At 43.7% G+C, this 15,768-nt stretch carries 15 protein-coding genes; 6 read left to right on the top strand and 9 right to left on the bottom strand.

All coding sequences use genetic code 11. From position 1 onward, the window contains the following. Positions 1-24: 24 nt before the first annotated feature. The gene (locus INQ51_RS19170) at positions 25-675 is read right to left on the bottom strand and encodes a carbohydrate-binding family 9-like protein (RefSeq protein ID WP_233379568.1); all 651 of its coding nucleotides are present in this window, start codon (positions 673-675) and stop codon (positions 25-27) included. A gap of 203 nt (positions 676-878) precedes the next feature. On the opposite strand from INQ51_RS19170, the gene INQ51_RS19175 reads away from it, so the two are divergent. Beyond that, positions 879-3,815, top strand: coding sequence for a DEAD/DEAH box helicase (locus INQ51_RS19175; RefSeq protein WP_233379569.1), 2,937 nt, complete (start codon positions 879-881; stop codon positions 3,813-3,815). Between the two features lie 470 nt (positions 3,816-4,285). Here INQ51_RS19175 and INQ51_RS19180 read toward each other — a convergent pair whose 3' ends face one another. After that, positions 4,286-5,035, bottom strand: a complete 750-nt coding sequence (locus INQ51_RS19180; protein WP_233379570.1) for an NYN domain-containing protein — start codon at positions 5,033-5,035, stop codon at positions 4,286-4,288. A gap of 408 nt (positions 5,036-5,443) precedes the next feature. Between INQ51_RS19180 and INQ51_RS19185 the strand changes: the two genes are divergently transcribed. From INQ51_RS19185 to INQ51_RS19195, 3 genes are all read left to right on the top strand, one after another. After that, complete coding sequence (locus INQ51_RS19185) at positions 5,444-6,283, top strand: LytR/AlgR family response regulator transcription factor (protein WP_233379571.1); 840 nt, start codon at positions 5,444-5,446, stop codon at positions 6,281-6,283. Between the two features lie 103 nt (positions 6,284-6,386). After that, complete coding sequence (locus tag INQ51_RS19190; RefSeq protein ID WP_233379572.1) at positions 6,387-7,229, top strand: alpha/beta hydrolase; 843 nt, start codon at positions 6,387-6,389, stop codon at positions 7,227-7,229. 91 nt (positions 7,230-7,320) lie between these two features. After that, the gene (locus INQ51_RS19195; protein ID WP_233379573.1) at positions 7,321-7,731 is read left to right on the top strand and encodes a hypothetical protein; all 411 of its coding nucleotides are present in this window, start codon (positions 7,321-7,323) and stop codon (positions 7,729-7,731) included. A gap of 184 nt (positions 7,732-7,915) precedes the next feature. Here the strand turns inward: INQ51_RS19195 and INQ51_RS19200 are convergent, their stop codons facing one another. The 4 genes from INQ51_RS19200 to INQ51_RS19210 form a co-directional block, all read right to left on the bottom strand. Then, positions 7,916-9,319, bottom strand: coding sequence for a DUF4157 domain-containing protein (locus tag INQ51_RS19200; RefSeq protein WP_233379574.1), 1,404 nt, complete (start codon positions 9,317-9,319; stop codon positions 7,916-7,918). Between the two features lie 211 nt (positions 9,320-9,530). Further along, positions 9,531-10,289, bottom strand: a complete 759-nt coding sequence (locus INQ51_RS19205; protein WP_233379575.1) for a DUF5018 domain-containing protein — start codon at positions 10,287-10,289, stop codon at positions 9,531-9,533. An 18-nt stretch (positions 10,290-10,307) separates the two neighbouring features. Next, positions 10,308-10,442 carry a hypothetical protein gene (locus tag INQ51_RS22550; RefSeq protein WP_262909959.1) on the bottom strand — a complete coding sequence of 45 codons (135 nt, stop codon included), beginning with the start codon at positions 10,440-10,442 and terminating at the stop codon, positions 10,308-10,310. Positions 10,443-10,475: 33 nt separating this feature from the next. Next, on the bottom strand, positions 10,476-11,507 hold the full coding sequence (locus INQ51_RS19210) for a leucine-rich repeat domain-containing protein (protein ID WP_233379576.1): 1,032 nt from the start codon (positions 11,505-11,507) through the stop codon (positions 10,476-10,478). A gap of 581 nt (positions 11,508-12,088) precedes the next feature. On the opposite strand from INQ51_RS19210, the gene INQ51_RS19215 reads away from it, so the two are divergent. Both INQ51_RS19215 and INQ51_RS19220 read left to right on the top strand, forming a co-directional pair. Beyond that, positions 12,089-12,295: a hypothetical protein gene (locus tag INQ51_RS19215; RefSeq protein WP_233379577.1), complete on the top strand. Its 207-nt coding sequence runs from the start codon at positions 12,089-12,091 to the stop codon at positions 12,293-12,295. Between the two features lie 77 nt (positions 12,296-12,372). Then, positions 12,373-13,335, top strand: a complete 963-nt coding sequence (locus tag INQ51_RS19220; RefSeq protein ID WP_233379578.1) for an NAD(P)-dependent alcohol dehydrogenase — start codon at positions 12,373-12,375, stop codon at positions 13,333-13,335. 122 nt (positions 13,336-13,457) lie between these two features. Here INQ51_RS19220 and INQ51_RS19225 read toward each other — a convergent pair whose 3' ends face one another. The 3 genes from INQ51_RS19225 to INQ51_RS19235 form a co-directional block, all read right to left on the bottom strand. Then, on the bottom strand, positions 13,458-14,063 hold the full coding sequence (locus INQ51_RS19225; RefSeq protein ID WP_233379579.1) for a short chain dehydrogenase: 606 nt from the start codon (positions 14,061-14,063) through the stop codon (positions 13,458-13,460). A gap of 319 nt (positions 14,064-14,382) precedes the next feature. Beyond that, a complete protein-coding gene (locus tag INQ51_RS19230; protein WP_233379580.1) occupies positions 14,383-14,772 on the bottom strand; it encodes a nuclear transport factor 2 family protein in 390 nt (129 codons plus the stop codon). 31 nt (positions 14,773-14,803) lie between these two features. Next, positions 14,804-15,595, bottom strand: a complete 792-nt coding sequence (locus tag INQ51_RS19235) for a hypothetical protein (protein ID WP_233379581.1) — start codon at positions 15,593-15,595, stop codon at positions 14,804-14,806. Positions 15,596-15,768 lie beyond the last annotated feature (173 nt).

Consider the following 15,768-nt stretch of genomic DNA (forward strand, 5'->3'; position numbering starts at 1 on the left):
GCTAAGCGCATATTTATTGAGTTCTTAAGCTTCAAATTCAATCTCTCCGAAAAATTCGGGACGGTGGTAATCCGGATTTTCAGTTTTTACCGGGTTCCAGGTAACAAAATGGGGTTCCGAAGTTTCGTCGCCGCACTTGTAGAAGTTAGCCGTGGCTTTTAATCCGTCAAAGGTTTTAAGTGAATCGAAGGCAAAACATTCAACCGGGATGCGAATCATCATTTCCCAGTAAAAGTCGCCTGTTTTTTCATTAAAAGGTTCGGAACCTAATGTCGAAGTAATATCAATTTTTTTGAGCAGTTCGGGCGAAACAAAGTTCCGGGTTCCACGGCCCGGGCCGTGTGCCACATGCGGTGTTCCGATACAGCTGAATTCAAAATTGTAATAATTCTTGCTGTCTACCGAAATAAAGAATTCAACGGTGCTGTCTTTGTAAACATCGCCGTTAATGCGGGTTTCGCGGGCAAGGATGTACTTTTCGCGCACATAATATTTCAGCCAGATTTCGTTGCCGGTGTGGGCAATCCGGAAATTCAGCAAAGGTTTGTACGAAAAGGCTTCCCAGTTCAGTGTGTCAATTTCCTGGAGCTGCGCTTTTGCTTCCAGCAGCTGCGAGGCTTGTTCAGTATCGGTTGTTTTCTCTGCGCTTATTTTTGGGATAAAGAGCTTCTTCATAAGTGATCGTTTTTGAGTATTGTTTTTGCAAATATAACATCCTTCGCGAGGCGAGGCTACATAAAATTTACATTTCTAAACCTGTTAAAAAAGTCAATTCCTGTGGCTGTTTACTGCAGCGGTTTTATATTTGGGGTTCTTTTGATCAGAGTCATTTTGTTCAATAAGGAAAAAAAAGAACTACAATTCTTTCAAAACAACCGATGGGAGAGCTCGAATTCATAATTGCACTGACCGAACACCGCTTTGTAGGGATGGTTTTTCAGCCTTTTTTAATTAGGAGGCTGGAGAAATTTTACACTGTGGTGAGGCTGGTGAAACCGCACGATTTTGAGGATTCGGAATACGAGTGGCGTCCCTATGAGAAGGAGTTGGTAAAGACCATCGAGAAATACAGCGACGAACGTTTGATGAAGCGTTTTTCGAGGGCAGAAAGTGTTTCTGAGTTTTTCTCGCGTCTCGATTCTGGTGTATTTCAGCGGCAGGTGCTTCCATTTATCGAACAGCGCATGATGGATGTGGCTTCGGTGTTGATGCTTAGCCCGGTTCGTTTGTTTAAAAAAGAGGCCAAGTATTCAAATCTTTATGATGAAGATGTGATTCATGTGCCGCCGGTTTTTGCGCGCCCCGAGTTTTATTTCGAGCGTACCGAACTGCAAACCCGTTACCGGCTAAAGGTTTTTATGGAGGGGAAGGAGTTGCTGCTTTCGAAACGCACCAACCGGATCATCACCAACGAACCCTGCCTGATGTTGTACCGCGACCAGCTAATTGCGTTCGAGAAATTGAATGCCAAGCGGTTGATGCCTTTTTTTGAAAAGGACGTGGTTTCGGTCCCGAACACCATCGAAGAAAAGTATTATTCGGGCTTTATCCTGAACACTGTCCGCGATTTCGATGTAAAGGCCAGCGGGTTTGAAATTCGCGAGGCCGACATCAATAAAAAAGCGGTTCTTTCGCTTGAAGTGGATCTGCAATACCGCCCGGCTTTTGTGCTTCGCTTCACCTACGGACAGGAAAATTTTCTGCCGGGCTCGGCCAAACAAACTTCGGTGAGTCTTCAGAAAAAAGGTTCGTCGTATGTTTTCCTGAAAACCGTGCGCGACTTTGAATGGGAAGGTGGAGTGATAAAGCTGCTTGAGCAGAAAGGTTTGGCAGAATTTAACGGCTATTACCAGTTAAAAGGCGCCGAAGTGCTGGAGCAACAAAATGCCCTGTATCATTTGCTGAATTGGTTGGGAGAACAGCACGACGAGTTGAAAAAGTACGGCATTGAAGCGGTGCAAAAGCAGGGCGATAAAAAATATTTTGCGGGTAGCGGCCATCTGGAATTAAAGACACAAACACGCGGCGACTGGTTTGATGTGTATGCGGTGGTTCGTTTTGGCGAGTTTAGCATTCCGTTTATCCGGCTGAAAAAATACATTCTGAACGACATTCACGAGTTTGCGCTGCCCAACGGCGAAATTGCCATTTTGCCCGACGAGTGGTTTGCGCGTTACAAAGGCTTGCTGCCTTACGGAAAAGACAAAGGCGAGCGCATCGAGTTTCACAAGCACCATTTTACGCTGCTGCAGCAAAGTTTTGAAGGAATCGACAGCGATGTGAAGGAGAAATTCCTGAAACTGAAAGATGTTGAAAAAGAAGAAACTGTTTTGCCGTCGAAGCTGAAAGCCAGCTTGAGGACGTATCAGGAGGAAGGTTTTAACTGGATGTACGGCCTGTACAAAAACGGACTGGGTGGTTGTCTGGCCGATGACATGGGGCTGGGGAAAACCTTGCAGACCTTAACTCTTTTGTTAAAACTGAAACGCAGTCAGCAGCCGATAAAAACCGGCGAGACCGACAAAAATGGTCAGCTGGATATGTTTGGTGGCAGTGCGCCTGATGAAACAGTGCAAGTTGCCAGCCTGATTGTTTTGCCCACTTCGCTGGTGCATAACTGGAGCAACGAAATTGCCAAGTTCACGCCTTCGCTGAAAGTATACAAATACGTGGGGCTGCAACGCAAAAAGGTGGAAGACATTGGTAAGATTGCCCGCTTTTACGACATTATTCTTACTACTTACGGCACCATGCGCAACGACAGCGAGATGCTGGCGGCCACCGAGTTTTTCTACCTGATACTGGACGAAAGTCAGTCGATCAAGAATTCGGGATCGAAAACGTACAAGGCGCTGATGAAAATAAAGGCGCGTCACAAACTGGTGATCACCGGGACGCCGATCGAAAATTCGCTGTCGGATTTGTGGAGCCAGATGAACTTTCTGAACCCCGGACTGCTGGGAAGCCTGGCCTTTTTTCAGCGAATGTTTATTACGCCCATAGAAAAGCACGCGAACGAAGAGCAGATGGAAAAACTGCAACTGATGATCCGTCCCTTTGTATTGCGCCGCAAGAAAATGGAAGTGGCGCGCGACCTGCCTCCGCTGATGGAAGAAGTGCGTATTTGCAGCATGGCTGACGATCAGCAAAAACTGTACGACAAGGAAAAATCAATCATCCGGAATACGATCCTCTCAGCCATCGAAAAAGAGGGAATGAACAAGTCGCAGTTTGTGGTATTGCAGGGATTGACGCGTTTGCGGCAACTGGCCAATCACCCGTCGCTGCTGGAGAAGGATGCGGGTGAAAGTTCGGGTAAGTTCGACGAGATTTTCCGGATGTTGCAGAACCTGGTTGCCGAGAAACACAAGGTGCTGATCTTCTCGTCGTTTGTTACGCACCTCGAACTGCTGGAATCGAAAATAAAAAAGCAGCGCTGGAAATATTCGAAGCTTACCGGGCAAACCACCAAGCGCGAAGAGGTGATCAAAGAGTTTCAGGAAAACGATGAGAACCGGATCTTCCTGATTTCGCTGAAAGCCGGTGGAGTAGGGCTTAACCTTACCGAAGCCGATTATGTTTTTATCATCGATCCGTGGTGGAACCCGGCCGCCGAAATCCAGGCCATTAACCGTGCACACCGTATTGGACAAGACAAGCACGTATTTGTGTACCGCTTTATTACCGAAAATTCGATCGAGGAAAAAATTCAGAAACTAAAGGAACGCAAAAGCTCCCTCGCCGATAAGTTTATCAATTCCAACGATCCCTTTCAGCAAATCACCAAGGAGGAAATTGTGGAGTTGTTTAAGTGACTTTTTGCAGGGATTGAAGGATTGATGAGATTGAGGGACTGAGTAATCAGTATTCAGTCGCAGTTTGCAGTCTCAGTGATCAGTGTTCAGTGAGGAAGGGATTGAATTTCCAATTATCAATCTTCAATAATCAATATCCAACGTTCAAAAAACAATAACCAATAGCTTGTCCCTAGCGGCTAGCAGCTCATTCATGCATTAAAGTATTTTTGAATTCACGCATTGTGGTTGAAGAGTGATCAGTCGCAGTATTCATTCTCAGTTTCAGGGACGGATTCAGTTGTTGCAATAATGAAAAACCAATATTCAATGCCCAGTTACTCGTAGCTCGTAGCTAATGGCTTGTAGCTTTTTTGGGCGTTCAAGCCTTCTCGCATTGTTTGATGGATGGATTTCCGAATAATCAATATGCAATTGCCAATGACTAATGACCAGTGACTTTCTTCCTGCTTCGATCTTCTGACTTCCGGCTATTTTCCTTTTTTGTTTCGCACGTAGATCAGTTTGAATTTTCCCTTGTAACTGTCGCGCTGATCGATTTCGAATTTGCCGATGGAGTTGATCAGCGGAGTAAGTTTTTCGAAGCCATAATTTCGCGAGTCGAAGTTGGGTTGGCGTTTCTGAAGCAAACTGCCAACATCGCCCATAAATGCCCAGCCGTCGTCGTCAGCCAGGTCTGAAATGGTGGAGGAAATCAGCCGAACTACTTTGGGAGTGATTTTGTCTACATCGTCTTTTTTCTCTGTTTTACTGGTAACTGCGGTATTTTCAGCTTCTTTGGTGTCGGATTTCAATATTTCGAGGTAAATGAATTTATCGCAGGCCACGATAAAAGGCTCCGGAGTTTTCTTTTCGCCAATGCCAAATACTTTCATGCCGGCTTCACGCAGGCGGGTGGCGAGTTTGGTAAAATCGCTGTCGCTCGACACCAGGCAGAACCCGTTTACCTGCCCGGCGTACAGGATGTCCATTGCATCGATAATCATCGCCGAATCGGTCGCGTTTTTCCCTTGTGTGTAGCCGTACTGCTGAATGGGGTTGATCGCATTTTCAAGCAGTACGTTTTTCCATTTCGAAAGTGTGGGCCGGGTCCAGTCGCCGTATATTCGTTTGATGGTTGGGTTGCCGTATTTGGCAATCTCTTCCAGCATTTCTTTTACATAGGCTGATGGTATGTTGTCGCCGTCGATCAGAACGGCCAGTCTGAAATCACTTTCCATGTTGTTTGTTTTGATTTTATAAAGGTAAAACTATTCCGTCGCGGGCCAAGGGGAAGTGATTCAAGAAAACCTGTTGCCGATTGTTTGTTGAAAGCCCCTAAAAGCTCGCTTGCCGATAAATTTATCAATTCCAACGATCTTTTCCAGCAAATCACGACGGAGGAAATTGTGGAGCTGTTTTCAGTGATCAGTCGCAGTACACAGTCTCAGTGTTCAGGGAAGAAAGGATTGAATTTCAATCATCAATGATCAATAGCCAATGGCTGATAGCTTGAAGCTAATTGCTAATTGACGCATTTAAGCATTTATGCATTCTCGCATTGTGGCCTTTAAGTATTCTGTTTGATTGTTTATGCTTTACTGAAATAATCCGTTAAATTTATAAGACTTTACTGCTGATGTGATTGTATGAAAAACAAATTATTCGCGAACAGGCTTCAGCTGGCGGGGTTCATGGCTTTCTGGTTGTGCTATTTCGCCGTCAATATTTTGTCGACTTACTTTTTTGGTACCGAAAAGTTCCGGGCTGTTATCCTTCTGCATAGTTTGTTGTACACAATTGGCGGAATGCTGTTCAGTTTCCTGGGATACAAAGCAATTAAAAGCCTCAGATCGCAAATACAATCCAACCGAAACTTTTTGTTGATGGCTGTTCTTTGTGTTTATGTGGCTACTTTTTTCTGGATGATTGTGCATCACTTTTCGTGGTGGATGGTTTCCGGCGAGGGAGCATTTGTCGTAAAGCCGGGTCTTTATCCGGTTAAGGCATTGATCTATTCGATTATTTTACTGGCTGTCATATTGCTCCTGATCCTTTCAGAGAATAAACCGCTGTCGGTGAAAGCAAACGAAAAAAGCTCGTTCGACATACAAAATGTGCAGGATCTGTTGGAGAAAAAGGAGTCAGATTATGAGGACATCCTTTTTCTTCCTGTAAAAAATAAGGTTCTGAATATTAAGGTCAGTGCGATAAAACTGATCCAGGCGAACGACTATTACTCGAATGTAATGGCCGAGAAACAAGATAGAATGGTTTTAAGCAGTTATTCACTAAAAAGATGGGAAGAAATCTTGCCTAAAAAACATTTTCGGAGGATTCACCGTTCGTCGATCGTTAACCTGAACTATGTCGAGAACATCGAAAAGAGGCAGAATAATACTTTTGAGGTTACAGTAAAAGGAATCGATCAAACCGTAACGATGAGCCGGAGATGCGCTAAAACGGTTCTTGATCGGTTTCAGGCGTAAGGCCTTGTACCGTTTACTGATTTATTGAACCACTCGCTGAAATTTCCCTAAAACTCCTGGTTGGGCAACGTATTTTAGTCGGAGCACTTTAAGATTAAAACACATGACTAAAAAACAAAAAATCAGCCTAATTGCTACCGTTTTATTTTCCCTTACCTTGTTGGGAGTTGTATACGCGCGGCACATGACCAGTAAAAACGGGTTCAGTGTGCGTTTAAAATCAACTATTCTGGGCGAGGACCGAACCTTGTTGATACACCTTCCGGATGATTACGTGAACTCAGCTGAATCTTACCCGGTTTTGTATCGTTTCGACGGCAATCAGCAATTAGTAAGGAAGACCGTGTCGGCCATTCGGCAATTATCGCGCGAAACGGGAAGTGCGCCTGACATGATTGTGGTAGCCATTGAAAATACTTACAGGGACCGCGATATGTGGCCAACGCACACCAGGTATTACCCCGAATCGCAAGCGCTGGGCTCAACAAATTTCCTGGCGTTTATCGAAACGGAACTTATACCGTACATCGACAAGCAGTACCGAACCACTGATGAGCGGATTGTTTGCGGGCAGTCGCTTAGTGCCGTATTTACGCTTTATGCATTTTTAAGCAAACCTTCGCTGTTTCAGTCTTTTATTGCCTGCAGCGGGGCGTTTCCGGGGTGCGAACCGTTTTTTAAGGAATTGAGTCAGGCAGCTTTTCAGCAGGCAGCGCAGTTCGAAGGGAAAAAGTTATTTATTACCCACGGCTTAAAAGATCCGCTCGATCCTGACGGCACCGTTCATCGGCAAATGACCGATTTCTCCGACTTGGTAAAGAACCATTTAGGCAGCCACACCGCTTGTTTTTATCATATTTATGAAAACGAAGGGCACGTTCCCAAAAACAGTTTAAAAGACGGGCTGCTTTTCTTATTTGAATCGGGGACGAAAGGAAGACCCTAAATCCGGAGCCCTTTGCACATAAGGTAAAGCCGGGATAACAGATTTGCGTTGGCAGGTGCACATTGCTAATTTGAAAAGCTACATCGCTATTTTGAAGAAGTATATCGTCGGTTTGAAACGCAACCTTGTTCTTTTTACTGTGCACATCGCTTATTCGAACTTTTACATCGCTCATTTGAAGATGCACAAAGCTCTTTTGAACTTTTACAATGGTTATTTGAACATGCAGAATGCTCATTTGAACTTGCACATAGCTTATTCGAACTTTTACATCGTTCATTTGAAGATGCACGAAGCTCTTTCGGACTTTTACAATGGTTATTTGAACGTGCAGGATGCTCATTTGAACTTGCACAACGCTTATTCGAACTTTTACATCGTTCATTTGAAGATGCACAAAGCTTTTTTGAACTTTTACAATGCTTATTTGAACGTGCAGGATGCTCATTTGAACTTGCACATCGCTCATTTGAAGATGTACAAAGCTCTTTCGAACATTTAAGATGCTTATTTGAAGTTACATATCGTTCATTTGAACATATAGGGTGTTCTTTTGAATTTGCAGGAAGCTCTGTTGAAAAGTCAAGCTGTTTGTTTGCCTTGCCGGACCAAGGTGTTGGAGGATTGTGCATTACCGTTGTATGGAATAAGATGCTTTTAGTGATTGCCGCTGTTTACTGCTCATTTCATAAAAAATTAAACTGAGGCGGGGCAGGAGCGGGAGCCATACGTTTGCCATCTACATTAGCGTGTTTTAAATTGTATACGGATGCTGCTACCCGGTTTTTCCAGTCAGAACTTTGAATGTATAAAACATCCCCAACGTGTTCTGCTGCCCGTCTGCATATTTTTTGTTGATTTTCATCGGGCATTGTGGTCTCTTTAATATCAATGAGTTGGGCCAGTATGTTGGCTACCCTGTCAATAAATGGTTGTTGGTTCCAACCTACTTCCGGTACCTCCAATGCTCTGATTTCACGCATGGCTGCTGCTTCGTCCACGCCATTTCCCCCTCCTGTGGTCATGCCCTCTTTCCGGTCAAAAGCTGTTAAATCTCTTTTCGACAGCAAGCGCCAAACCTTGGTGGTAATGTCGGATAACTTTTGGGAGATTAAAAAAGGAGAGATTTCAGTGTATTGCATGCTAATCGATTCGATTTCCTGATAGACCGATCCCGGGTCAATTGTATAGCGGCCCTCTCCGGTTTCTTCGGTATGCTGGGCCTCTTCTTCTCCGGTAAGATTGCGGCGAATTAAAGACAGGAGCCCCTCTAAAAAGTCGGGAATGAAATTATATTCCAGGGATTTTATCGAAGCTTCTATCAGCGCTTCGGCTACCGTATGATCGCCTTGCGAAGACCCGGGCGTGGTGGTGGGAACACGTTCCTTAAAATTGATCCGGTCGACAAATGGCTGCCTGCTTTCTTCATCGATGTTCAAAACAACATTGGCCAGACCGAAAGCTTGTACTACATCGCTGTCAGAAATATTGGCCGGTTTTTTAGCCGACTTGTCAGTACTTTTTTGTGCAGAACCCAGCTTCGACGCACGTTCTCCCATCGTATCTGCTTCTTGCTCCAACCCGGCATCGTCGTTTACACTTACTCCGCTTTTCATTTGCATGGTCGCTTTCACCCTGCCTTGCTTTTGCTGCACCACATGCCAGGCTTCGTGGGGCAAGTGCTTTTCCTGCCCCGAAGCGATATGAATATCCGTTCCCTGTGCGTAAGCATGAGCCTGTAGTTGAGCCGGTTTATCCGAATGGTAATGCACTTTCACATCGTCCATCGGGTAGCCCGAAAGGTTTTCAATCCCTGTCTTCAAATCGTCAGGCAAACCCGTGTTGTTTTCTTTCTTTTGTACGGGCAGCGGTGCCTGAGCCGGGTGATCATCGGCCATCGCTTTCAACTGATGTGCAGGCGCGGTATGCGGACTATTATTGGCCATCTCATGCAGCTGCCTTTGCGTAACGGTCTCCGGCCGGTTATCGGCAAACTGAGAAACGGATTCGTTGCTGTCCTGTTTTTGAGAAGCGGCTTTGGCTACCGATTGGCTTTTGTTCTCCTGTGTTGTGTCGGCATACGTATTCATGGTTGGCTCTTTTTGAGGTTTCGATTATTGCCGGGGCCTGTTGTTGTGCACGGGCCTTATTCTTTCAAAGGTAGTTTAAAAGCAAAAATTATCATACAAATAAAAGGAATGGCAGCATTTAATTCTGCTTCGCTTATTGGTTAGGAAGTAAGTGAGGTGAATCCCGGCCGGTGTTTACGGGTGGGGCGGACTACTCGGGATCCAGTGTTTTTTATTCTTTTGCGATATAAATTATCACTTCTTTTATTCCGTTTTCCGGAATACCCGGTGTTTTGCTATAATCTACTCTGTCTTCTTCGTTAACTTCGCCATTGCCGTTGATATCCACGAACTTTAAATCTCCAATTTGCGAGGGGTGATTTTGTGGAGGATAATTGTCAATATCTTCCTGACTTTCAAAAATCCCATTTACAATGTAGCCATTGATTATGTTGACTGCTCCATTTTTACTTGCCCGAAAGTAATACCTTATATCCCGGTATCCGTAAAAAAGAGCCTCTCCGTTCTCATCGGTAGTGATCTCTTCAAGTGGCTGTTTTTCTCCCGATTCATTTTCTTTGAAAATTGAAATATTTGTACCAGAAGCCGATTCAGCCACAGGACTTTCTGCTGTCCTGTTTGTACAATCAAATACAATGAATTTCACGATTGGAAGAAGAACCGACACAGTATAATAATTTACATTCTTCTGGTCCTCTGATGTAACCGTATAGTCAACCGGTTCTGTAAAATCTGTAGTTGCTTTTGACGGAGGATATACAACTGCTCCTTCCGATATTTGAATTGTTGGGATTAGTCTCTCTACTTCAATGTCTACAGGTGCCTTAATTGTACCTTCATTCCCATCAAAATTAACATCTCCAAAGTTGAAGCTCATTTTTAAGAGCGAAGCCTCATTGTTTTTTACCTCCTCCTTTTGACAGGCAACCACGAGGAAGATAAAAAGATAAATTACGAATCTGATTTTCATTTTATGTTTGGTTTTTAGCTAAATCGGAATAACGGTCACTTGCAAGTTGTTGTTGTTGTTGTTGTCATGAATTTCGAAGAGCGTCAGCGTCTGCTGGATGAAGACTACAAAGAAAGGGCCGATCAACGCACCGCATGAATCCTGCTGTGCCATTAAGAATTGTTAGCAGCAAGTAAATTTTCATATTTAGTATGCTTCTGAGTAAATTTCACAAAATGGTAATAACTTTTTCAATGAAATTAATTTTTCACTTGAAAGATTGGTGTTAACAACATAAAGCTTTCTAAGATTAGATAGTTGACCAATATTAGATGGTAAATCGGTCATTGGATTATTAGACAAATCAAGTGTTGTCAAGTTGCTTAATTCGCCTATCCAATCAGGTATAGCAGTAAGATTTAGCTTTTGAGCAAAAATATGGGTTAGCATATTAAGTTCTCTTATTTGTTCAGGGAAATCTTTAATATTTGTGTCTGAAATTCCAATAATTTTAAGACTTGATAGTTCGGGTATCCAATTAGGTAGATGATTAATTGGATTTGAAGTAATAGAAAGCACAGATAAGTCTTTAAGGTTTCTAGTTTCATTTGGTAGTTCTTCTATTTTATTCGCATCCAAAACTAATGTTGTCAAATTTGTCAAATTACCGATAGATTTATTAATTATTGAGATATCATTGTTCGCTAAGTTCAGGAATGTCATACTCCTAATAGTAAACAAATTATCACTGAGTCTTGTAATGTTGTTATTGGCAAGCGAAATCCCTTGGAGTTGTTTTAGCTGTTCAAGGTTTGATGGTACTTGTATAAGATTATTATCTCCTAAATCTATTGAAACTAAATTCCTTAAATTATAACAATCAGGTAATGTTGCTATTTCGTTGCCACGTAGGTTTAATTGACTAAGACATGGTAGTTTACAAATACATTCAGGAAAAGCATTGAGGTTATTATACGATAAATTTAACTGTCTAAGATTTATGAATTGTGAGATTGAATCTGAAATATGGGATAAACTTTGATTTGTTAAATCAAGGATCAGAACAGATTGAGGTGATTCATACGCATAATCAAGATTGTTGAAGTAGCCTTGTTGTATTTTGGGATTTAATGTTTGAGATTGATTCTGAATTATCTCAGTAGTTTTCTTAGGTTCCCTTAGTTTATTTGTACAGTTAAATAAACTAACTAAGACTAGTATTATGCACAAATTTTTCATTTTGTCTCTTTCTATTTTTGCGGACGTATATGTATTTCATTTATTTCGCTATTCAAACCATTGCACGGATGTGATTGAAACAGCCTTTAAAAGCATTTACAACCGGAAATTATCCGTTATTCATTCAAGGGTGGCAAAAATCTCTCGCTGCTGTTCGTCTCGGGTGTCACCTGTGCTTGCGGGAACTAATTTAACAAAAGTTTTTGCGGATGCAAGGGGCAGTTGGCAGTATTCAGTATTCAGTCGCAGTTGGCAGTCTCAGTGCTCAGTGTTCAGGGAAGAGTGGGGAGAGTTCCAATTATCAATATCCAATGTCCAATAACCAAAATAGCACGTAGCTGGTGGTTTATTCTCGCATTTAAGCATTCACGCATTGCGGTTGAAGGATTGAGGGAGAAGTATTCAGTGTTCAGTCGCAGTTGACAGTCTCAGTGCTCAGTGAGGAAGGGATTGAATTTCCAATTATCAATCTTCAATAATCAATAACCAAATGCTCGCAGCTCGTAGCTCGAAACTCACAACTTGCAGCATCAATAAAATAAATACATCAGTGTATCGTTTGTTTGAGAAAGCCGATTAACATGAAATCAAAAAGAATTATTGCGGCCATTTTGGTGGCCTTTACCTTTTCTGTGTTTGCAAGTTCGTGTCGCAGTGTGGTTTTTACCGGTCATCCCAAAAGGGAGGTAAAAACCAACGCCAAGGGAGAAATTCCGCCGGGGCAAATGAAAAAGCTCACGGGCGAAAAAAGCGCAAAAAAGTATGCTCCCGGTCAGCGAAAAAAATAAGACCTGTTTTTATTCTCGCAACTTACGCTTAATTTGAGGAAGTTTTTGGTACAAACCAGAAGAAACGGAACAAATAAATGAAAGCGATAGTACGTGAGAAATATGGTAGCTGGCAGACCTTGCATTCCGCAGAGGTGGATATTCCGCTGCCCAAAGCCGGCGAAGTGCAGGTAAAAGTGCATGCCGTAAGTTTAAATGCTTCGGACGTGGAAAACATGAGCGGTTCGCCGTTATACATCCGCGCGTGGGGATTGTTTAAACCCAACTACAATATACTTGGTTCAGATATCGCCGGAACAGTGAGTGCAGTGGGAGAGGGCGCCGGTCGGTTTAAAACCGGGGATGCCGTGTACGGAGATGCGCTTTATTCCTGGGGCGGTTTTGCCGAATATGCCTGTATCCCGGAGAAAATGCTGAAATTAAAGCCCGCGCTTCTCTCTTTTGAAGAGGCGGCTTCGTTGCCACAGGCAGGTGCGGTGGCCGAACAAGGGATTCGTTTTAAACGCAGGTTGCAGCTGGGCGATAAAGTGCTGATCAACGGGGCCGGAGGTGGTGGCGGGAGTTTTGCTGTGCAGCTTGCCAAACTGGCGGGAGCCGAAGTAAGCGGGGTGGACAGTGCCGAAAAACTGGCGTTTATTCGTTCGCTGGGGGCAGATCATACCATCGATTACCGGGAGTATGATTTCACTAAAAACCGTCATTCGTACGATTTTATTCTAGATCTGGTAGCTTCGCACCCCATTTCTCATTACCGGCGTGCACTTACCCCGCGGGGAATTTACTGCATGGTGGGTGGTAAAATGCGTCATCTTTTCCAGACCCTGGTAGTGGGAAGCCTGCTTTCTTTATTGGGGAGTAAAAAACTCGGGGTGATCGGCGTAAAGCCCAATGAAAAACTGGAGTACCTCGAAGAACTTATCAGCGACGGAAAACTAAAGCCCGCCATCGACAGGGTGTATCCGCTTGAGCAGGTGCCGGAGGCCATGCAATACCTTTCGGAAGGAAAAGCAAAGGGGAAGGTGGTGATAAAAGTGAGATAGTGAGGCTGTTCTAAATTTGTCAGAGAATAAAAACTCATGACCAGCCCTCAAAAGCTTTAAAGATTTGGAACCGGTCATGAGTGGGATCGCTATTTTCGATTTCTGAACGGAAAACTAAACCGTTATTCAAATATCCGGATAACTTCTCCGGTAAACATTCCTTCCACACTACGCACGTAGCCGCTGGCAACTTTGTTCATCGGAACCGGAGTATGTCCTGGAAAAGCATCGCCCAATCTTTCTGCCGATTCTTCAACCAGTCCCGGAGCAACCACGTTCAGGCGCAGACCGTTTTCCAGCTCGGGGGCCACCGCTTTTACAAAGCTATGCAGCGCACCGTTCACCATGGCGGCATTCGAGCTCATATAAACCGGATCGTCGGCCAGAATTCCGGAGGTAAGGGTAAACGAAGCCCCGGGTTTTACAAAGTCTTTCCCGATGCGCACCAGGTTTACCTGCCCCATTAACTTGCTTTTTATGCCTACGTACAGGTCCTCTTCCGACATGCGGCTGAAAGGTGCCCATTTGGTAGCACCCGAGCAGCACACCACTGCATCGAGGTCGGGGACAGACGCAAACATTTGTTGGATGGATTCTGCATCGTTGATGTCTACCTGAATATCGCCGCTTGTTCTTCCGGCTGTTATTACTTCATGTTTTTTACCGAGCCGGCCGGCAACACTTTTGCCAATCGTTCCGCTATTTCCGCCAATTACCAGAATTTTCATTTTTCTTTGTTTTGAATCGTTTACTCAAAGAGACAAAATATTGTTCAACTCATGTGGTTGTTGTGTTTATTTTGTTCTTTCTGATAAAAGAATTTAAGATTGAAAATGTTCAGCAGACAAGTTTGATTAACGCAGGAAGACTAAAAAAACGACAATTTTCAGCATGAACTTTTGACAGCTACCAGGGGGCATAAAACAAGAGTAGTGAGCGTTGGTATTCTTCCGTTTCTCACTACTCTTCACTCAGTGCCTTTTTATGGCTACTGTTTCGTTTTGATTTCCATCAACTGTGTTGATGATGGATTTTATCTAATGTGGCTTAGCTTTTCATAATCTCAGCTGTGTCGACGGCCTGAAAGAAAGAAGCCGGTTTCCCGTCTTTGAAAGTCCAGGTGTGGGTTGCATTGGCTTTAAACGGTTTCCCGGATGCTTTCCAAACTCCCGAATAGTGACCCACCATTACGATCTTTTCTTTTCCTTCCACAAAATCGTCAATTTCAATTTTGAAGTTATCGTAGTACTTAGGCAGGTTCGAAAATACTTCTTCGGCAATAGCCTTTTGCCCCACATAGGTTCCGTCGCCTTCCACAAACGGAAAGCCGGTACATTCTTTCCATACAATGTCTTTGTCCCACATAGCCAGAACTTCGTCAATTTTTCCTTCAGCAAAAAGCTGGTATCCTTTTTTCAGTGTTTCCAAATTACTCATTGTGTTGTGTTTTTTAATTGTTTTTCTGACTTCAGCGAACTTTCATAATTAGTTGGGCAGCTTCCACGCCTCTCATGTCGCGTGTTGCAAGTCCCTGTTTTACGGCCAGTCCGGTCATCAGTTCCATGGGGCCGCCACCGCTGCCATCCATATCGTCAGCCAGTTGTTTGTAGCTGCTGTACATGCTGTAGGTCATGTGCGATGCAAGTGACTGACTGCCGGTGGGCAGGAGAACTCTGATCAGTCCCCAGGCTTCCTTTTGCCCGTTATCAACCAATTGCTGGTGCCAGGGTTTGAAAACCTCGCTCTCCACTTTTTCATAGCTGTCATCCAGTTGTTTCATTAGGTCAAACTTTAGCAGCGTTCCAATGGGCATGTCAAAATCGCCCTCTGTGCTATTGATCTCCTTGCAATACACCTGGTGTGCAATATCGCGCGAGATCACTGTTTTTTCCATCCATTCGCCTAACTCCTTGTCGCTTAGCTCGGGATGTGCTTTTTGCAGGTATTCGTTAAATTTTCCATTGGGAAAACCTTCTAACATGGCTTCGAGGCTCGAAAATAGGGTAACTGTAAAATACTGGGAACCTTGTTCCGACCCGCCCGGCGACATGGCCCAGAGATCCCATCCGATAATGTTTCCGTCAGCAACCCGCTGTTGGTGAATGTTGGTCCAGAATTGTTCCACCTCCAGGTAGTCAGAGTTTCGCTCATCGTTCACTTTCATAAACTCAAAGAGCAGGTACAGCGGTTCATTTTGTGCCTGAACAAATGCTCCCAACGAGAGCAATAAAACAAATGTTAACGTGGTAATCTTTTTCATTGTTTTAATATTTAAAGTGAGAAAACTTCCTCGCCGTGAACGCTTGCAACACTTAACTGAAAAAAAGACTTTAGCAGGAGTTTGACTTGAAAAAGTAGGTGAAAGGAGCATCAACAAAGAATTGCCTTCTTTATAAGTGTATGATTCCTATGAAAGTTACTAAGAAAGCCTGT

Source organism: Maribellus sp. CM-23 (assembly GCF_021354595.1).
Classification (GTDB): domain Bacteria; phylum Bacteroidota; class Bacteroidia; order Bacteroidales; family Prolixibacteraceae; genus Draconibacterium.